General features: G+C 69.0%; 19 protein-coding genes. 9 read left to right on the top strand and 10 right to left on the bottom strand.

The genetic code is table 11. The annotated features are described in order from the left end of the window. Positions 1-15 precede the first annotated feature (15 nt). A complete protein-coding gene (locus tag OG817_RS27335) occupies positions 16-441 on the bottom strand; it encodes a MarR family winged helix-turn-helix transcriptional regulator (protein ID WP_406047473.1) in 426 nt (141 codons plus the stop codon). Between the two features lie 149 nt (positions 442-590). Here OG817_RS27335 and OG817_RS27330 point away from each other — a divergent pair, with 149 nt between their 5' ends. Continuing rightward, complete coding sequence (locus OG817_RS27330) at positions 591-2432, top strand: ABC transporter ATP-binding protein (protein ID WP_406047472.1); 1842 nt, start codon at positions 591-593, stop codon at positions 2430-2432. On the opposite strand, the gene OG817_RS27325 is transcribed toward OG817_RS27330, so the two are convergent. Beyond that, positions 2429-4885: a beta-galactosidase gene (locus tag OG817_RS27325; RefSeq protein WP_406047471.1), complete on the bottom strand. Its 2457-nt coding sequence runs from the start codon at positions 4883-4885 to the stop codon at positions 2429-2431. The genes OG817_RS27330 and OG817_RS27325 overlap by 4 nt on opposite strands. Positions 4886-4966: 81 nt before the next feature. Between OG817_RS27325 and OG817_RS27320 the strand changes: the two genes are divergently transcribed. Next, positions 4967-6487, top strand: coding sequence for an FGGY-family carbohydrate kinase (locus OG817_RS27320; protein ID WP_406047470.1), 1521 nt, complete (start codon positions 4967-4969; stop codon positions 6485-6487). Here OG817_RS27320 and OG817_RS27315 read toward each other — a convergent pair. Beyond that, positions 6446-7180: an SDR family NAD(P)-dependent oxidoreductase gene (locus OG817_RS27315; RefSeq protein ID WP_406047469.1), complete on the bottom strand. Its 735-nt coding sequence runs from the start codon at positions 7178-7180 to the stop codon at positions 6446-6448. The genes OG817_RS27320 and OG817_RS27315 overlap by 42 nt on opposite strands. Before the next feature lie 225 nt (positions 7181-7405). On the opposite strand from OG817_RS27315, the gene OG817_RS27310 reads away from it, so the two are divergent. Beyond that, positions 7406-8380 carry a phosphotransferase enzyme family protein gene (locus tag OG817_RS27310; RefSeq protein ID WP_406047468.1) on the top strand — a complete coding sequence of 325 codons (975 nt, stop codon included), beginning with the start codon at positions 7406-7408 and terminating at the stop codon, positions 8378-8380. Here the strand turns inward: OG817_RS27310 and OG817_RS27305 are convergent. Genes OG817_RS27305 through OG817_RS27295 form a run of 3 tightly spaced genes read right to left on the bottom strand, consistent with a single transcriptional unit; the run spans position 8377 to position 11220 of the window. Then, positions 8377-9027 carry a response regulator gene (locus OG817_RS27305; RefSeq protein WP_396395086.1) on the bottom strand — a complete coding sequence of 217 codons (651 nt, stop codon included), beginning with the start codon at positions 9025-9027 and terminating at the stop codon, positions 8377-8379. The two genes, OG817_RS27310 and OG817_RS27305, sit on opposite strands and share 4 nt — an antisense overlap. Continuing rightward, complete coding sequence (locus OG817_RS27300) at positions 9012-10085, bottom strand: hypothetical protein (protein WP_406047467.1); 1074 nt, start codon at positions 10083-10085, stop codon at positions 9012-9014. Before OG817_RS27300 ends, OG817_RS27305 begins: the two co-directional genes overlap by 16 nt. Next, positions 10063-11220: a sensor histidine kinase gene (locus OG817_RS27295; RefSeq protein WP_406047465.1), complete on the bottom strand. Its 1158-nt coding sequence runs from the start codon at positions 11218-11220 to the stop codon at positions 10063-10065. Before OG817_RS27295 ends, OG817_RS27300 begins: the two co-directional genes overlap by 23 nt. A gap of 258 nt (positions 11221-11478) precedes the next feature. Here OG817_RS27295 and OG817_RS27290 point away from each other — a divergent pair, with 258 nt between their 5' ends. The 6 genes from OG817_RS27290 to OG817_RS27265 all read left to right on the top strand — a co-directional run bounded on the left by OG817_RS27290 (position 11479) and on the right by OG817_RS27265 (position 15324). Beyond that, complete coding sequence (locus OG817_RS27290) at positions 11479-11829, top strand: hypothetical protein (RefSeq protein WP_406047464.1); 351 nt, start codon at positions 11479-11481, stop codon at positions 11827-11829. 91 nt (positions 11830-11920) lie between these two features. Then, positions 11921-12580, top strand: coding sequence for a hypothetical protein (locus OG817_RS27285; RefSeq protein ID WP_406047463.1), 660 nt, complete (start codon positions 11921-11923; stop codon positions 12578-12580). A gap of 5 nt (positions 12581-12585) precedes the next feature. Then, on the top strand, positions 12586-12828 hold the full coding sequence (locus OG817_RS27280; protein ID WP_360452415.1) for a hypothetical protein: 243 nt from the start codon (positions 12586-12588) through the stop codon (positions 12826-12828). Continuing rightward, a complete protein-coding gene (locus OG817_RS27275; RefSeq protein WP_406047462.1) occupies positions 12825-13487 on the top strand; it encodes a hypothetical protein in 663 nt (220 codons plus the stop codon). The genes OG817_RS27280 and OG817_RS27275 overlap by 4 nt, the downstream gene beginning before the upstream one ends. Positions 13488-13573: 86 nt before the next feature. Further along, on the top strand, positions 13574-14425 hold the full coding sequence (locus OG817_RS27270; RefSeq protein WP_406047461.1) for a hypothetical protein: 852 nt from the start codon (positions 13574-13576) through the stop codon (positions 14423-14425). Positions 14426-14484: 59 nt separating this feature from the next. Then, entirely contained in the window at positions 14485-15324 is an 840-nt protein-coding gene (locus OG817_RS27265; RefSeq protein WP_406047460.1) for a class I SAM-dependent methyltransferase, read from the top strand. Between the two features lie 87 nt (positions 15325-15411). Here the strand turns inward: OG817_RS27265 and OG817_RS27260 are convergent, their stop codons facing one another. From OG817_RS27260 to OG817_RS27245, 4 genes are all read right to left on the bottom strand, one after another. After that, complete coding sequence (locus tag OG817_RS27260; RefSeq protein ID WP_406047459.1) at positions 15412-15627, bottom strand: antitoxin; 216 nt, start codon at positions 15625-15627, stop codon at positions 15412-15414. Between the two features lie 80 nt (positions 15628-15707). Then, on the bottom strand, positions 15708-16472 hold the full coding sequence (locus tag OG817_RS27255; RefSeq protein WP_406047458.1) for an isocitrate lyase/phosphoenolpyruvate mutase family protein: 765 nt from the start codon (positions 16470-16472) through the stop codon (positions 15708-15710). Positions 16473-16485: 13 nt separating this feature from the next. Next, entirely contained in the window at positions 16486-17427 is a 942-nt protein-coding gene (locus OG817_RS27250) for a sigma-70 family RNA polymerase sigma factor (protein WP_406047457.1), read from the bottom strand. Further along, entirely contained in the window at positions 17424-18818 is a 1395-nt protein-coding gene (locus tag OG817_RS27245) for a DHA2 family efflux MFS transporter permease subunit (RefSeq protein ID WP_406047456.1), read from the bottom strand. Before OG817_RS27245 ends, OG817_RS27250 begins: the two co-directional genes overlap by 4 nt. Positions 18819-18903 lie beyond the last annotated feature (85 nt).

The following is an 18903-nucleotide window of genomic DNA, read 5'->3' as shown; positions in this document are numbered from 1 at the left end:
GCAAGGGTCAACTGCTCAGTCCTGGGCGAGGCGGGTGAGGAGTTGGTGGAGGGTGGCTTGTTCCTCGGGGGTGAGGCGGGCGACGAGGGTGACCATGGCGTCGCGGCGGGTGCGGCGGATGGTGGTGAGGACCTCGGTGCCGGCGGGGGTGAGGGTGACCAGGATGGCGCGGCGGTCGTCCGGGTCCGGGTGGCGGGCGACCAGGTGGGCGGCCTCCAGGTCGTCGACGACGGAGGTCGCGGAGCGCGGGACGATGCCGAGCCGGGTCGCCAGCTCGCTCAGGCGGAGGGCCTGATCGGATTGGTCGAGGGTGCGCAGCACCCGGAACTGGCCGTGGGTGACGCTCTCGCCCACGCCGTCCTTGGTCGCGCGGCGCTGACGGCGAACGATGCCCTCGAGCAGGGCCGCGATCTGTTCAGCGGTGTCTTCCGGTGCGTGCACGAACTGAGCCTAGTGGTGAGCCGGGATGTAGGGGACTTGTGAGTTTAGCTCATAGTGAGCTAACCTCAGTATATGTCGTCCCCGACCGAAAGGCTCAGATGTCACAGATCTCCGGACTTCCGGGCGCGGGAGCCGGCGGCGGTCGCGCCATGCGATCGCTGCTGAAGGACTCCTCCGTCCGCCACCACAAGCTCACTGCGGGCACCCTGCGCCGCATCATGACGTTCGCCCGTCCCTACCGCGGCTTTCTGGCCGTGTTCCTCGTCCTCGTCGCCTTCGACGCCGGTACCGGCGCCGTCACCCCCTTGCTCTTCCGCGCGATCATCGACCGCGGCATCGTCCCGGGCCACGCCCAGGTGGTGGTGTGGCTGTCCCTCGTGGTTGCGCTGCTCGCCATCGCCAACAGCGCGATCACGCTGGCGGAGCGCTGGTTCTCGTCCCGGATCGGCGAAGGACTCGTCTACGACCTGCGCACTGCCGTGTTCGATCACGTCCAGCAGATGCCGATCGCCTTCTTCAGTCGCACCCAGACCGGTGCGCTGATCCAGCGCCTGAACGGCGACGTCCTCGGCGCCCAGCAGGCGTTCACCTCAACTCTGTCGAACGTGGTCAGCAACGTGCTGAGCGTCGTTCTCGTGCTCGGCGCCATGTTCGTCATGTCGTGGCAGATCACCCTGCTCGCCCTCGTCCTGCTGCCGCTGTTCGTGCTGCCCGCACGGCTGATCGCCGGCCGGTTGCGCGAGGCGACCGCCGAGACCTACCGGCTGAACGCGACCATGGCCCAGACGATGACCGAGCGCTTCAACGTCGCGGGCGCCGTACTGGCCAAGGTGTTCGGCCGGACGCAGGACTCGTCCCGTGACTTCGCCGGCAAGGCCGCGCGGGTGCGCGACATCGGCGTCACCACCTCGATGTACGCCGGAGTCTTCCGCGTCTCGCTCACCCTGGTCGCGGCCCTTGCGGTCGCCCTGGTGTACGGCGTCGGCGGGGTCTTCGCGGTCGAAGGGGCGCTCGGGATCGGCACTGTCGTTGCGCTGACCGCCTACCTCACCCGGCTGTACGGCCCGCTGACCGCACTCTCCAATCTCCAGGTCGACGTGATGACCACGCTGGTCAGCTTCGAGCGCGTGCTCGAGGTGCTCGACCTCCCGCCGATGGTTGCCGACCGCAAGGATGCGAAGGAACTGCCGCCGACGGTCGAACCGTCGATCGAGTTCGACCACGTCTCGTTCCACTACCCGTCGGCCGCGGAGGTGTCGCTCGCCTCGCTGGAGTCGGTAGCGACGCTGTCCGCCGAGACCGGCGAAGAGGTCCTGAAGGACGTCAGCTTCACCGTCGAACCCGGCCAGATGGTCGCCGTCGTCGGTCCGTCCGGCGCCGGCAAGACCACGCTCTCGTCCCTGGTGTCCCGGATGTACGACGTGACCGACGGCGCCATCCTGGTCGGTGGGCGCGACGTCCGCGCGGTGACCCAGAGCTCACTGCGATCGGTCATCGGCGTGGTGACCCAGGACTCGCACATGTACCACGACACGATCCGCGCCAACCTGTTGCTCGCCCGCCCGGAGGCAACCGAGGCGGAGCTGCAGACGGCACTCGAGGCCGCGCAGATCGCGACCCTGGTGAACAGCCTGCCCGACGGCCTCGACACCGTGGTCGGCGACCGTGGCTACCGGTTGTCCGGTGGTGAACGCCAGCGTCTCGCGATCGCCCGGCTGCTGCTCAAGTCGCCGTCGATCGTCATCCTCGACGAGGCGACGGCCCACCTCGACTCCGAATCCGAGGCCGCGGTCCAGGCCGCGCTCGCCAACGCGCTGGTCGGGCGTACGTCGCTGGTGATCGCGCACCGGCTGTCGACGATCCGCAACGCCGACGTCATCCTCGTCCTGGACGAGGGCCGGATCCGCGAACGCGGTACCCACGACCAACTCCTGGCTGCGGGCGGCCTCTACTCCGAGCTCTACACCACCCAATTCGCCAAGGCTGCCTAGGTTGCCGAGTCGAGCCTGAGACGGCGCAGTCCCGGATCAGCTGGACCGGCCACTCCGGTCACGAGCAGCGTGAGCCCGGCCCAACCCGGCGGGATCCACAGCACGTCAGGATCTCCGCCGGCGAAGGCCGGGCGTTCGCCTGTCCACACCCGCCCGATGCACTCGCCGGACGACCACGCGGTCACCCGCACCTGCACACCTTCCGGGCGGAGCAGATAGCCGGTCTCGGAAGCCGGCAGATCCACCTCGAGCCACGCCTCCTCACCCGGCCGCACAGCCAGCGGCAGTACGACGTCCTGCCCCGGCCCACCGCGACCGGCAAAGGCAGTCAGCAACTCGTCGTCCTGCACAGCACACGTCCAGCCCGTCACCGGCTCCAGACTGAGCAGCTCGGCGCGGAGACGCCCACCACTCGGGTCATGCGGCACGGTGACCGAGATCTGCTTGGTCCCGGCCCGCAGCTGCATCCAAGGATTCTCGGCGTGGACCGTGATCGGCTCACCGTCGTCCACCGACACGTCGACCGGCACGTGGGCGCCGTGCAGGTGCAGAGCGGTCGTGGTCTCGGCGGAGATGCGTCGCGTGTAGGTGACCGGCGTACCCACACGAGTGCTGCTCCAGCCAGTGAGTACTCGCGTCGGCGCAGGGTCGCCCGCCCAGTGGCCCTCGACCGTCCACAACGCCGAGATGTCCTCGGTTCCGACGACCGTCCAGAGACTGCCCAGACCACGCAGCGCGCCGAGCCGGAGTGCAGGCAACCGGGCGTCGTCGAAGTTGGCGTGACCCCAGATCTCCACGGTGGCACGGATCTCGCCCGTGAGCCCGCGAACGTCGATCCGCCGGGTCGCGCCGAATCCTGCGAACGTGTGAAGCCGGCCGCCGATCGACAGGTCGACAATGTCGGCCGCACCCACGAGCAGCAGTTCGTTGGTCAGCGCGGCCGTGGCGGTGTAGATCCCCCGCCCGCGATAGACGCCGAGCGACTCCAGCGTCGGCGCCAGCTCGTGCTTGCCCGCTGGTGTCTCCGGTGCTGCCGTGGTCCGTCGTCGCACAGCGGAAACCTCTTGCGACAAAGGATTCTCAGGAGGCACCACCTCGGCTCGCGGCTGCACGGTGACGCTGACGCCGTCGACGAGTTCGGTCGACCCGACCGCGATCTCCACCGAGCTGTTGCCGAGAACAACAGTCACCGGCACCGCCGAGCAGAACACCAGGCCGTCGTCTGCCAGCTCCACCACATCCGCCGACGCCAAGGTCAACATCGTGTCTCCCAGCGGGACGTCGATCAGCATCAACGGACAAGAGTCCGCCGCGACCGCCACCGATACCCCGTTGACCAGCGCTCGCCCATCGCTGCGGCCGAGATTCGGTACGGCGACCACCTGTCCACCGCCATCCAGGTCCAACGTCGCCGGTGCCGAGCTGGTCGGGAAGTCGGTCGTCACCTCAACAGGCGCCCCGGGTGTCGCCAGCGCCAGCCGCGATCCCAGTGCATCGATCACACGCCCGAGCAACTGAGCCTCGGCGTACTCAGGCCGCTCCACTCCAGTCGACGACACGTACCCGCCGAAGTCGTAGCCATGGCTCATGAAGTTGCCCGGCTTACCCCAGTTCCCGCTCGACGGGGTGTATCCGAAGTCCCAGCCGGACGCCTGCAGGTATGGCGCGAGCAGCGACGCACCACTGGCCAGCAGCCGCCGCAGGGTCCGATGCCGCCGGTTCGTCTCGGTGATCAGCAACGGCAGCGCGCGATCCGAGAGCAGGTCCGCGTACCGGCGTACCTCGGCCTCGATGTCCGGCGAGTCGTCGTTCGGGTAGAAGTTGCACGCCGGTAGGACGTCCGCGACGTTGCCGGTGGCACCGAGCAGGTCACCCTGGCCGGCGCAGGCGATGAGCGGCACGGTGATGCCGTGGGCAACCGCCTGGTCCCGCAGGGCGGTGATGTACCCGGGCCGGTCGTCGCAGTCGAAGAAGTCCAACTCGTTCTCCAGCTGAACCATGATCACGGAGCCACCAGCGCCGTGCTGGCGAGCGGCCAGGATCGGCAGCACCTGGTCGAACCAGGCCGTCACGGCGGCCAGGAAGCCGGGCTGGTTGTCGCGGATCCGCAGCGACGGGTCGAGCCCGAGCCAGGCCGGGAGCGCGCCGCCGTCCCACTCCGAGCAGATGTACGGCCCGGGCCGGGCGATCACGTGCAGCCCGGCCTCCTGGGCGAGGTCCAGGAAGGCAGCGACATCACGCCGGCCCTCGAACGACCACCGGCCGGGCGCGAGCTCGTGGAAGTTCCACGGCAGGTACACGTCGATGCAGGTGTACCCCGAGGCCCGGACCTGGTCGAGTCGCGCCCGCCACTGCTCCCGGGGCAGCCGGAAGTAGAAGAGGGACGCACACAGCACGACCCGTGGTTCGCCGTCGATGCGGATGCCCCGGGCATCCAGTTCCACTGAACTCATGGAGCCAACAAGATCAGAGTCAGCCGGTGGTCGCCAGGTACCGTCTTGCACCGTGGCTCCGGCGCGACGGAGGGTGGAGGCGTGAACCTCGTTATCGGAGTCGACATCGGCACCGGCAGTACCAAGGCCGTCCTGACCACCATCGACGGGACGGTACGAGCCGTCGCGCGACGAGACCACGCCCCGAATCTGCCGCGGCCGGGCTGGGCCGAGATGGACGCCGAACGCGACTGGTGGGGTGACCTCGCGGAGGTGCTGAGCGAGCTGACCTCAACGCATCCGGACGACCGGATCGAGGCCGTCTGCATCTCCGGCCTCGGACCATGCGTCGTCCAGACCGATGAGCAACTCCACCCGCGAAGGCCGGCCGTCCTGTACGGCGTCGACACCCGCGCGACGGTGGAGATCGACGAGATCACCGCACAGCTCGGCGCGGACGCGATCCTGCGACGCTGTGGCAAGGACCTGTCCAGCCAGGCGATCGGTCCGAAGCTGGCGTGGTTGCGCCGGGAGGCCGGCGAGGCGTGGCGACCACAGGACCGGTGGTTCAGCGCGCACACGTACGTCGTGGCGCGGCTGACCGGTGAGTGGGTGCTCGACCACCACACCGCCAGCCAGTGCGACCCCTTCTACGACATCCACACGCAGGACTGGGCGACCGACTGGGTTGAGCAGGTCCTGCCAGGTCTGGCACTGCCTCGCTTGGTGTGGCCCTCGGAGCAGGTCGGAGTGGTGCATGAGGCCGCGGCTGCGGCGACTGGACTCGCTGAAGGGACCCCGGTCGTCGCAGGCACAGTCGACGCGTGGGCAGAGGCCTTCAGCGTCGGCGTACGACGTCCTGGCGACCTGATGCTGATGTACGGCTCCACCATGTTCTTCGTGCAGGTGTTGACTGCGCCGACGAGTGTGCGCGGGCTCTGGACGACCTCTGGGGTCGAGCAGTCAACCCACACACTGGCTGCGGGGATGGCGACGTCCGGCACGATCACCACCTGGCTGCAGGACCTGACCGGTGGCGTGCCGTTCGAGACGCTGGTCGCCGAGGCCGCCGCGGTTCCCGCGGGGAGCGAGGGCTTGGTGATGCTGCCGTACTTCAGCGGGGAGCGGACACCGATCTACGACCCGCTCGCGCGTGGCGTGATCGCCGGACTGACTCTGCGCCACCGGCGTGGCCATCTACTGCGGGCGGCGTACGAGGGAATCGCTTGTGGTGTGCGGCAGATCGTGGAGTCCTTCGAGGAGGCGGCCGGGCGGCCGACCCGCATCGTCGCGGTCGGCGGCGGCACGCAGGGCGGACTGTGGACGCAGATCGTGAGTGATGTGAGTGGTCTGGTCCAGCAGGTGCCCACAGAGACGATCGGAGCGTCGTACGGCGATGCACTGCTCGCGGCGATCGGGGTCGGTCTCGTGCCACCGGAGACGGACTGGGCCCGGCTGGATCACACGATCCACCCGGATCCGTCGACGACGTCCGTCTATGCCAGCCTCTTCCGGACGTACGGCGAGTTGTACCCGGCGACCCGTCCCCAGGTGCACCGGCTGGCCCGCTCGGTGCAGTCGTCAGGTGACGTCGCTGATGTGGAGCACGGTGCCGTTGGGTAGATCGCGGTCGAGCAGCGACCAGATGGACCGGGCGACGTCCTCCGGTTTGGCGAGTAGGCCTTGTGCATCCAGTTCGCGGAAGCGCCGGGCGTCCGGCACCTGCTCTTCGGTGGTGGCGCGCAGCTCGGCCTGCATGTCGGTGTCGACCGCGCCGGGTGACACCGAGATCACCCGGCAGCGCGGACTTCGGCGGTCCTGCTCCAGCCCGACCGTTCGCACCCATTGGTCGATCGCGGCCTTGCCGGCGCAGTAGCTCGACTCGCCTTCGTGCGGGTGCTTGGCCGCGCCCGAGGACACCATGATCAGGTGCTGGTTGTACGGCTTCTCGGCGACCGCCTGCAGGAACGCCTGACCGAGGACCTGCGCCGAGGCTGAGTTGAGCAGCACGTTGCGCGTGTACTCCTCGGTGTCGACCCGGCCGGCCGACCCCAGCGGGGCCAGCGTGCCGGCGTTGTGGATGAACACCACCGTGTCCCCGTCGAATCTGGACAGCCGCCGATCGAAATCGTCGGCCACCACCGGCCAGGACGCCGGATCGGCCAGATCCACCGCCACATGAAATGCACCCGGCGTCCCGCCGCGCCGGGAGATGTCGATCAGATCCGCCTCGAACGGAATCGTCGCCGCTAACGCCGCCCCGAGTCCGGCCGACGCGCCGGAGATCCACACCAGCATCCGCCCCAGCGGATTCATTGCTTCCCCACGCCCGAAGGCAGGCAAAACTCACTCATAGCAGTTCCCCCCTGCGGCGCCCGGATGGTGCGCTGCCACGCAGCCTACGACGCCAACCCGCCCGGATCGAAGTACTCCTGGACAGTTTTCTGTCGCGGCAACCCATCGTTCACCGGCCGCAGTCACCCAGTCGCTTTCGGCCCGCCATCCGGGCACGATGGGTCGACCGGAGACGTTGGTGAGGACATGTACGCACCGACCGCTGACGTGATTGCCGAAGCCTTCGCACTGGGGGAGCCAGTCGGCGAGCTGGTCCTGGTACGACGCGGCGACACCGACACGTGGCGGCTCGAGACTGTGACCGGCAGCTACTTCGTGAAGGGGTACTGGTCCTCGACCGCTCAGTTCACGCCCGGCGGTCTGACCGATCAGCTCGCAGTGGCGATGGCGTTCGAGAACCGGGCGCTGGCCGCGGGGATCGACCAGGCCGAGCCGATCGCCCCGGTCGATCCTGTGCTCGGCTGGATCACCCGCATCAACGAGCGTCTCTTCCGCGTCTACCGCTGGATCGAGAACCGCCCGCTGGCCCTCGACGACGACATCACCGAGTGGCTCGGCCGCACCATGGCCAAGGTCCACCAGTTGCAACCGCTGGGCGCGTCCGGCTTACCGGACTGGTGGCGTACGGCGCTCCGCCCGCGCGCCGACTGGGAGAAGTGGTTCACCGCGGCGCAGGAGCGCGGCAAGGAGTGGGCGGACCTGGCGTGGGACCGGCTGCCTCTGATCCTCGACCTGACCGACCGCATCCAGAACGTCTGCCAGCTCGCGCCGGACTGTGTCGTGACCCATGGCGACTTCAAGACCCACAACCTCTTGATCACCGAGGATGGTCCGGTCCTTGTCGACTGGGACAGTGTCCGCGTCGACAGCGCTGCCCTGGAGGCCGCCCGCGTCGCCTACATCTTCGCGGCCGGTCGGCAAGAGCCGATCACGAGCATCCTGACGGCGTACACAGCTGCAGGTGGCGACGTGAGTTGGCCCGGTCAAGACCTCTTCCTGAGCGAGTCCCGCCACGACCTCCACATCCTGTTCGAGTATGTCCTGGTCTGCCTCGGGGACATCCCGGCCGCCCGCTGGATGACCGACCCCGAGCAGGCCGTCACGAAGCTGCTCACCGAGTTCCCCGGCAAGCTCGCCGGCCTGCGGAGCCTGGTGGGCTAGAGGTCGTCGATCTCGTCCGGGCGGACCAGGCCGTCTTCGATGGCGCGGGCGAGCAAGGCCGCCTTGCCTGCGGCGTGCCGACCGACCTGCCCGTACTTGATCCGTGCTCGGTCGATGTACTGCTTCACCGTCGTCTCGCGGATTCCCATCCGCTCGGCCACCGCGGCCTTCGACCGGCTCTGGAACCAGAGCAGCAACGCCGTCCGTTCCTGCGGCGCAAGCCGGGGGCGCTGATCGGCGACCATCACACCGGCCATCGCCGGAGGTACGGCGGGCCGATCGTGCCCGGTTGCAACGATCGCGTCGACCAGGTGGCGCGGTCCCTCCTGCTTGGTGACGTAGGCAATGGCTCCGGCGTCGAGGGCGGCGCGCACCATCTCCTCGCCGGAGTGCTGGGAGAACACGATGACACGGCGTCCGCCGTCGGCGAGTCCGGCGATCGCGTCGATCATCAGCCGCCCCTCGAGCTCGAGATCGAGCAGGATCACGTCCGCGTGCCGACCGGCGCCGTTGACCGCCGCGTCGAGGTCCGGTCCGGCCGAGACGATCCGGACCCGAGCAGCCGCGTCCTGGCCGATCCAGGTCCGCACGCCTTCGATCACCACCGGGTGATCGTCGACCACGGCCACCGTCACTGATGCTGCCATCTGGCCTCCAGCCACACGGGATCCGGTCGTCCGGCCTGGTCGCCGACCGCCGACACGATCACTTCTTCCGGGCCGCCATACACCGTGACGCGGGCCCAGGTGCTCGACGCGACGAGTGCTTCGATCGCCGGCTCGGTGAGGATGCGGCGGGCCTCGAGTGGGAGCTCCGGCAACGGGCCGGCCGTCGCGAGCTCGACCAGTACGCCCCGGCGCTCGGCGACGTTCACGCAGGCGCGCACCTCGTGCAGCAACGGATCCGGTACGTCGTCGGACTCGGCGAACAGCCGCCGGAGCCGGGCTGCCTCGATCGCGCAGCGGCGCTGTACGTCGGGCGAATCCGGGTTGAGCGACCCGTCCGAGAGGCCGTCGAGCAGCGGCGCGACCTGGCCGCGGAGCGATTCGTAGCGGTCCCTGCGAGCTTCGTGGAGTGCGTCGGCGACCTCGCGGTCCGCGCTCGACTCGGCTCGCTGCGCCGTCGCGAATCCCGCCACCGCGGCCGCGTCGTCGAGCGCGCGCGCCGCGAGCAGCACCGCCGACGGGACCAGTATGCCGCCCGCGCAGGCGATCACCAGGAAGCGCGCGATGACGGTCAGGTCGATGTGATGGTCGGTGAGCAGCAGGACCGACAGGTTCAGCAGGATGTTCGCGAGGAAGACCACGCCGAACGCGATCAGCCGCTCGCGCAGCATCAGCAGCACACCGATCAGCACGACGTCACCGAAGGCCCAGTTCGGGGCGCCGGTGATCTGGTCGCCGGGAACCATCGCGACCGCGAGCGCGCCCGCGGCGATCACCGCCGCCGCCGACCGCCACCAGTGAGCGAAGGCCGGTCGGCCGGTCAGCAGCCTGATCGAGCCGTGCACCAACAGAGCCGCGAGCAGCGCCCAGGCGACGAGCTCCGCGCCGGCCGCGCGGTAGAGCCCGGCGCTGAGGACGAGTGACGGCAGGACGTAGACGACATGCCAGACGCCGACGATGACCACGACGCTGATGTCCAGTGCGCGGGCGAGGCCGGACCGGATCCTCGCCGCTTGATCACCCTCGCCGGTCACTGTCACCCCACCGCAGGACGACCCGGGTACCACCGGCCGGCATCGACAAGACCTCGGCCACTCCGCCGACGTCCGCCATCCGCCCCAGGATCGACTCCCGCACACCGCGGCTGTGGGCGCCGATCGCCCGTACGTCGAAGCCGCGGCCGCGATCGCGGATGTCGACGCGCAGCCGTCCCGCCCGGTCGACCGAGACTCCGACACTGGCGGCGTCGACTCCGGAATGCCGTACGACGTTCCGGAGCGCCTCGCCGACGCACGCCGAGATGGCGGCGGCGACGTCGGCGCGAACGGACACCACGGGCAGCGCGGCGGCAACGTCCAGGTCGGCGGCTTCGGTCTCGATGACGGAGCGCAGCCTGTCGTCGAGCCGCTCCTGCCGATCGGTCCGGGACGGCCCGGCGGACAGTGCGCGCAATGCCGCGGCGTCTGATGCGGCGCGGGCGTGCAGGATCGCGGAGCCCGATCGGACCGAGCCGGAGCCGACCATCGTCAACGTCGCGAGCGCGGTGTCGTGCAGCTGGCGGAAGTGTTCGCGCTCGTCGGCGCGCCGGGCCGCTGCCACTTGTGCCTCCCGATCCTGCAGGGCTTGGCGCTCACACTCGAGCTCGGCGGCGCGACCGGCTCGACGTACGAGCTGGACTGTGGCGGCCGCCAGTCCGGTCTGGATCACCAGGATTCCGGCGCCGATGAGCATCGACGGCTGGAAGTCGGTCGCAAGTGTCTGACCCAGGGTGTGGGCGGCGCTGATGAGTATGCCGATCGGCACGCCGACGGCCGGCCGGAGCCGTAGTTGAGCCAGCAGGACCGCGGCGGTGGCGATCGGCAGCAGCCAGGCAGAGCTGTTCGGAAGCTCGGCGGCTGAGACCAGATGGCCTTGTAGCAGGAGGATCGCGCAGACGATGAGGCTGTCGGCAACGACCAGGCGGTGCGTCAGCCCGTGCCGGACCACCACCGACAGGAAGAGCAGGCACCACACGGCGAGTCCACCGAGGACCGGCACGAGCCAGCGCGGTGCGACCGGTGGCGCGAGACTCAAGACAGCCGCGATGGCGCCGAGGCCGACGGTTCCGAGACGCAGCGCGAGGCCGTAGACGGCCGCGAAGCGGTCCAGTGCGCGATCAGGAGCGCCGCGTTCCAAGGCAAGATCCTCAGGCACTGGCGCGCGTGAAACCGAGGCCCTCGCATCAGCGAGAAGCCTGTTTGTGTCGATCAACATCCCCCCATGCGGTTCCCTGCCGCAGCAATACCTTGCCCGCCCGAATCGCGACCGTCAACAACACAGAGCGACCGAACCTCGAGCGGGAATGACCTCCGTTCGGAGGTCCCTCGCCGTACCCGCCGGCCCGTACCGTCGGTGCGGGGAACGGCAGCCGAGTCACAGCTGCGAGGGGGAGAGATGAATCGGCACAAGATCGGCAGTCGATGGATGGTGGGGACGGCGGCGGTGCTGTCGGTCCTGAGCGGATGTGCCGCGCAGGGCCCGGCGACCAAGGACGAGCTCTGCACAGATTTCGACGCCGTCAGCAACGAGTTGTACCGGGGTGTGTTCAGCGACAACGGGGTGTTCCGGGCGGCGGGTGAGTTGGCCGGCACGGCGGCGCGGTACGACGGATCGACCGCGGTGCAGGCGTCGGCGGCCGGGATCAAGAAGATCTCGAAGAGCAAGTCCACGACCCTGAACGAGCTCCGCAACGCGACCATCGCCATCGCGGACACCTGCGGCCATCCACTCGGCCTCAACTTCTGAGGCGGGTGGGTGAACTACTACTGATGAGGGGGGATGTATGACGTTTGATGTGCTCTGTGTCAGAGGCGTGGGGGAGGCGGGGGACGAGACGATGTTTCCTGGGCTGGATGGGGGTGGGAAGGTCAACCAGGAGTTGCTGGACGGGGATTCGGCGCAGCAGTTGGTGGCGCGGGCGATTGCGGTGCGGGACGTGGGTGGCGGAAAGGCCCGGACCATCGTCGAGGTACGGGAGATCCGGGCCGAGGTGGTCATCACCGACGCACGAGTGATCCTGCTGTGTTCGAAGTACGACAAGGGTGGCGGCTGGGTCGGCACTCCCGGTACGGCGCTGATGCTGAACGCGGTCAGCAAGCTCAGAGCGGCGCGACGCAGTCGCGGCACCGCGCTGGTCGGGCATATCCGCTACCCGTGGCTGATCTCGGTCGGCTTCAGCCCGAAGCAGGGCTGGCTCGACGAAGAGGTACTGCGGCTCGTCGTTCGCGACGGTACGGCGGATCCGTCCAGGCTGCTCGTGGTCGACCTGAATCTGCCCAAGGAGACCGACTCGGGCGCAGTCGCCCGCGCGATCATGCTGCGCGCTGTGCAGTACCGCACGACGCACGAGACGCTGACCGACGACGAACTCGCCGGCTTCCGGCAACTCGCCGAGTCACCCGAGCTCGCCCGGCCGCAACCGAAGAAGTTCGCGGTCTACGCGATGCCGACGTCCTGGCAGGCCAAGCCCGCGACCGCCTACCCGCGGACGGTGTGACGCCGATGCTGACCGCACTCATCGTAGTGTGCTACCTGATCACCATCGCCGCGGTGATCGATGCCGTACGACGTCCGTCGTACGCCTGGGTCGAAGCCGACCGGAACCGCGCCTACTGGGTCAGCGGTCTCGTCTTCGGTCTGTTGTTCCTGCCGGTGGGGATCTTGCTGGCGATCGCGTACGCGGTCGGCGTCCTGCCCAGGATGACCGAGTCCGCCGGATCCGACGCATTCCGGAGGCGGCCATGAAGCTGCGCATCCTGGCTACGGTGCTGCTCCTCGGCCTGGCCGCGACCGGCTGCGGCGACGACTCGCCGGGCACCGGTGCGGTCGCAGCCCAGACCACCGCACCGGCACCCACCGAAAGCCCGACCTCAACCGAGACCACACCAACCGAAACAATCCCGACGGACACACCGTCGGTTGATCCGCCGAGTGAGGAACCGAGCGAACCTGAAGACAGCGAGAAGCCGGCTGTGCTGCCGCCGGAGGCTGCCAACCGCCCGCTGACGCTGAGCAGCATCTTCAAGTCCCCGGACGGTTGGCGCGACGGCCGGTACGACGTCGCTGACCGCAAACAGGCGACGGGGATCGGCGGCGTCCTCAACGGTTGCGGAGACTCGTACGGCCAGGTTCTCGAGCTTCGGCTGGCGAACAACTTCAGCAAGATCAAGCTCGAGTTCGGCGAGAGCAACTCGTCCGAGAGCTCGGAGCAGATCCTGCAGGTTCGCGTCGATGGCAACAGTCAGTACATCGACCAGAAGACCGTGAAGCTGAACCAGATCGCGGCCTTCGACCTGCCGGTACAGAAGGTGAACGCGCTCAAGATCATCTTGTCCCTGAAGGACTCCGACGGCTGCGGGAGCGGTGAGGTGGAGGCCGTGCTGATGAACATGGTGCTGTCCTGAACACGCAGTCCACCTCCGGCGACGCGACGAAGCTCTGGCCCTTCGTCGCGTCGGCCGGCCTGCCGGTTGCGCTCGGGGTGCCGTCGGTGATCGACGGCACCAACGCGATCTGGGCACAGGTCACCGCCGTCGTGCTGATCGTGCTGGGAGCAGGTGCTGTGCTGCTGGCCTACAGGATGTGGTCGCGTCACAGGCGGATGCGTCTGATCCCGGCGATCGGTGCCGCCGGGTGCTACGCGTTGACGATTGTCGTGATGATCCTCGGCAACGTCCCGGTGTCGGAGCCGCCGCCGACTCCGGCCGCCCCGAGCATCGCTCCGTCGTCGGCCGGAGCAGGATCGACGGCCGGCACCGGACAGACGAGCAGTCCGGCGGCGACGACTCCTGCCGGGCCTCGGTGCTGGGCTGCTTCGCGGCAACCAGTCGACTGCCGGGAGAAGCATCGGTTCGAGGAGTTGCTGGGAGCAACGAACTGCGATCAGGCGACGGTCGTACGGTTCCTGGGTGGTTCGCCGGCGATCGACGTCGTCACGGCTCGAGGTGTCACGGCGCCGGGCGGAGGCTGCGCCGTGCAGACGGCTGACGATCAGATGGGATCGGCTCAGAACGTCCTGCAGCAGGGGACTGCGGCCGGCTGGCGGCGCTGCTTCGACCGCCGGACCCAGACCGCCGTGAACTGCTCACAACTGCATTCGCGAGAGTACGTCGCCACCGGAAGCACCCGCCGACCGACACCGGACGAATGCATGGCGGCCGCGGCAACCTACCTGAACCAGCTCCCGGCCAACCTCGTCGACGACCTCGTCGTCGGCGTCAAGGACGTGCCGTCCGGCAACCCGGACCCGGCGCGCTGCACCATCGATGCCCGAGGCAACCAGCTGCTCGACGACTCGGTCCGCTCGCTGGGCGTTCGCCCGGTGCCGATTCACACGACCTGAGCCCATCGCTCCAGCGAATCACAGTCGCGTGGTCACCACTCCTCGATTAGTCTCGAGCGGTGGACACCGGCGAGTGGAACTGGACCTGGGACGAGAGCCTGTACGCCGGTAGTGCCGAGCACTACGCGGTCGGCCGGATGGCTTACCCCGTTGGGCTTGCGGACGCGGTGCGCGACGAGCTCGGGCTCGACGGCAGTGGCCGGTTGCTCGATGTGGGGTGCGGCCCGGGACCGCTGACCCTGTTGTTCGCGCCACTGTTCGAGGAGGCGGTCGGTGTCGACGCGGACGGCGACATGGTCGCGGTGGCGGCCGGTCGCGCCGAGCGAGCCGGGATCACCAACATCCGGTGGCGGAAGCTCCTGGCCGAGGAGATCTCGCCGGAGCTGGGCAGCTTCCGGGTGGTGACGTTCGCGCAGTCGTTCCACTGGATGGAGCAGGCACTCGTCGCCGAGCGGATGCGCGACGTGCTGGAGCCAGGTGGAGCCTGGGTCCATGTCGGTGCCACCACGCATCGCGGCGTCGAAGGCGACGACGAACTCCCGCACCCGCGCCCGCCGTGGGACGGTATCGATGCGCTGGTCACCCGCTACCTGGGTCCTGTCCGCCGCGCCGGGCAGAGCCTGCTACCCACCGGCACCCGTGGCGGCGAGGAGGACATCATGCGCAGCGCCGGGTACGACGGCCCGACCCGAATCATCGTCGGTGGCGACGAGGTCGAGGAGCGCAGCGTCGATGACCTCGTCGCCGCCGTGTTCTCCCTCTCCGGCTCGACACCTGCTCTGTTCGGCGCCGAGCGGCCGGCTTTCGAGACCGATCTCCGCGCCCTGCTCCGCGAGGCCGCCGATCACGATCTCTTCTCCGAACGCCGGCGCGAGATCGAAGCCGTCATCTGGCACTGACAGCAGGCTGCGAAGCAACTGCAGCCGACCGCGAGCGGCCGCGGACGTCGGTCCGCGGCCGCTCGGCCTTTGCTCGAGTCGGAGTGCTCAGGACTCGTTGTCCGGCATGTCGTCGTTCTGACCGTCCAGCCCGTCCAGCCGATCCCTGGCGAAGTCGGTGCCCTGGTCGATCTTCTCGCCGTACTCGCCACCGGTCTTCTCGTTGGCGAACTCGCCGGCCTTGTCCAGGCCCTCGCTCACCTTGTCGCCGTGCTCGTCGACGGCCCCGGTCGCCTGGTCCTTCAGGTTGTCGAACATGCCCATCGTCTTTCCCCGTTCTGTCGATGGTTGCCGGCACTACCTAAATCCCGCCGTACCCGATCGCCCGGATTCCACACACCTGATCACGGAGTGTCGTCGGAAAACGGATTCCGGTCGGCGACGAGCGCGGTGAGCATCGAGTTGGACAGCTTGCTGTACAGGTGGCGCTGGAGCATGGGGCCGAAGCTGATGCGGGCGACACCGGCCGCGGTGTAGTCGGCCAGGGAGTTGGCGCCCTGGCCGTAGCCGACGTTCACCGGGCCGGCGATCTGCTTGGTCAGCGTGGCGATCAGGTCGAGGTCGCCGACCCCGATCGGGTAGACACAGTCGGCGCCGGCGGTGAGGTAGCGGGCGGCGCGGTCGAGGGCGGTCCGCAACTGCTCCTCGGGTGAACCGGCGCGGCGCACGAACGCGTCGATCCGGGCGTTGATCACCAGTTCGGTGCCGGCCTCGGCCCGGATCGCGGCCAGGAAGTCCGCCTGTTCGGCCGGATCGATCATCGCGCCGGTGGCGGGATCGGAATCCTCGAGGTTGAGGCCGACGGCACCGGTCGCGGTGAACCGTTCGACGAGTTCGGCCGGGGCGAGCCGGTAGCCACGCTCGAAGTCGACCGTCAGCGGCACCGCGATCGACCGCGCGATCCGGGTCGTCGCGGCCAGGACGTCCTCGACCGGGACGTGTTCGCCGTCGTCGTACCCGAGGATCGTCGCGGTGGCGAAACTGCTGGTCGCGACGGCCGGGAAGCCTGCCGCCTCGACCATCCGGGCCGAGGCCGCGTCCCAGGCGTTGGGCAGGACGACAGGTGTGCCGGGCACGTGCAGCGCCCGGAGAGTGGTTGCCAAAGTCATCGTTGTCTCCGTGTCAGCGGATGATGGACAGCCCGAACGCGCCGAACAGCGCGGGCTGGTGGAAGGCGAGAACGGCCGCGATACCGGCCTTGGTGAGGGTCAGGACCTTGATCGAATGCGCGTGATAGAGCCCGTCGCGACCCCGGATGTAGAGCGCGAACGCGGGCTGCCCGTTCGCCGACGTCTCGACCAGGATCCGGCGATCCGGACCGGCCCGCAGCTTCGAGTCCAGCAGCCGCAGTACGTCGTTCCGTCCGCTGAACCAGGTCGGGATCGGCGGCATCTCCCACCGGGCGTCCGCCGTGAACAGCGCTTCCAGCGCGACCAGATCCTTGTTCTCCATGGCCGCGGCGAACTGATCGAGCAGCGCGCGCCGGAGCGGCTCGTCCGGCTCGCTGAGGTCCTCCTCGATCGGCCGGAGCCGGGCCAGTTCGGCCCGGGCGCGCTGGAGCGAACTGTTGACGGCGGCCGTGGTGGTGTCGAGCAGTGTCGCGACCTCGGCCGCCGGCCAGGTCAGCACCTCGCGCAGGATCAGTACGGCGCGCTGCCGCGGCGGGAGGTGCTGCATCGCGGCGACCATCGCCAGCCGCAGGCTCTCCCGGTCGCCGACCACGGTGGCCGGGTCGGCCCCGAGCAGTAGGTCGGGGAACGGCTCGAGCCAGGTCACCTCGAGTGCGTACGGATGCAGCTCGTCGGGGTCGTTGCCGGGGGCACCGAGCGCGGACGGCACCACCCGGCGGCTGCTGTGCTGGAGGAGGTTGAGGCACACGTTGGTCGCGATCCGGTAGAGCCAGGTCCGGACCGTCGAACGGCCCTCGAAGTCCGCGTGTCCGCGCCAGGCCCGCAGGTACGTCTCCTGCACCGCGTCCTCGGCATCGTGCAGCGAGCCGAGCATCCGGTAGCAGTGTGCGACCAGTTCGGCCCGATGCTGCGCGAACTCCTCCTCGAGGTTCATCCCACCTCCTCCATGGCCCTGGGCACGACCGGTCCGGCGGTCCGCCGGCGGGCGGTGATGCCGAGGCCCGAGAGTGCCCCGAGCAACGACAGTACGCCGCAGCCCGCCAGGGCACGGGTGAAGCCGTGACCGGCGTACCCACCGGCGGATGCGAACACGGACCCGAGGACGGCGACACCGGCGGCGCCACCGAGCTGACGGGTCATGCTGTAGATGCCTGCCGCGATTCCCACCGATTCACGCGGCAGCGATCCGACACTGGCGTTCTGCGTGGCCGGCATCGCCAGCGAGACGCCGCAGCCCGTGATCACGAGCGGTACGACCAGTTCGTAGTACTGCACCGAACCCCTGCTGATCTGGCTGACCCAGAGCATTCCGAGGGCCTGCAGACCAAGGCCGATCACGACCAGAGGCCGCTCACCGACGCGGTCCACCAGGCGACCCGCGATCGGGCCGACGATGAAGAGCGTGGCAGTCCAGGGCAGCAGCTTCAGCCCGGCCATGAACGGCCCGGAGCCGAGCACGACCTGCATGTACTGCGAGAGGAAGAACACCGCGCTGAACAGGGCCGCGCTGAGGAAGAAGCCGGCCGAGTTCGCCGCGCTGAAGGTTCGATTGCGGAAGAACGTCAGCGGCACCATCGGGTGCTCCGTCCGGTTCTCCCGGACGGCGAAGGCGGCGAGCAGTACGATGCCGCCCGCGAACGACCCGAGCACCTCGGCACTCGACCAGCCCGAGCCCTGACCGTGGACCACACCCCAGACCAGACCGAGGACCGCGAGGCTGACCAGCACGGCGCCGGCCAGGTCGAGTCGCCGGATCGGGCCCTTGCTCTCCGGAATGTTCCGCAGTACCAGCGGGATCGCGATCAGGCCGACCGGGACGTTGATCCAGAAGATCCACTGCCAGGCCAGGCCCTCGGTCACCGCGCCGCCGATCATCGGGCCGCCGAGCACCGCGAGGCCGGTCACTCCGCTGAACACGCCGGTCGCCCAGCCGCGCCGTTCGGGCGGGAACGCCGCACCGAGCAGCCCCATCGCCAGCGGCATCACCACGGCCGCGCCGACGCCTTGGAGGGCGCGCGCCGCGATCAGCCACGGCAGCGAGGTGGCCAACGCACAGGCCACCGATGCCAGCGTGAACAACACCAGGCCGCCGGCATAGGTACGCCGACGGCCCCAGCGGTCACCGATCGCCGCGGCGGTCATCAGAAGCATCGCGAAACTCAGGCCGTACGCGTTCACTGTCCACTCGAGCTGCTCGGCCGTGGCGCCGAGATCCGCCCGGATGGTGGTCAGCGCGGCCGCCACCACCAGGACATCAAGGGCCACCATGACCGAGCCGATCGAGGCCAGCCCCAGCACCCATCGTTGTTGAGTCGTCGTCCGCACAAGTCCTCCAGGAGATTGCTGTCACCTGGGTAGACCGCGCGCGGCCGCCGGACTCATCGGTGCGATGAGAAGGAATTTCCGAGCG

It is taken from the genome of Kribbella sp. NBC_00889 (assembly GCF_045207705.1).
Lineage (GTDB): Bacteria > Actinomycetota > Actinomycetes > Propionibacteriales > Kribbellaceae > Kribbella.
This window is presented reverse-complemented; position numbering and strand designations above follow the sequence as displayed.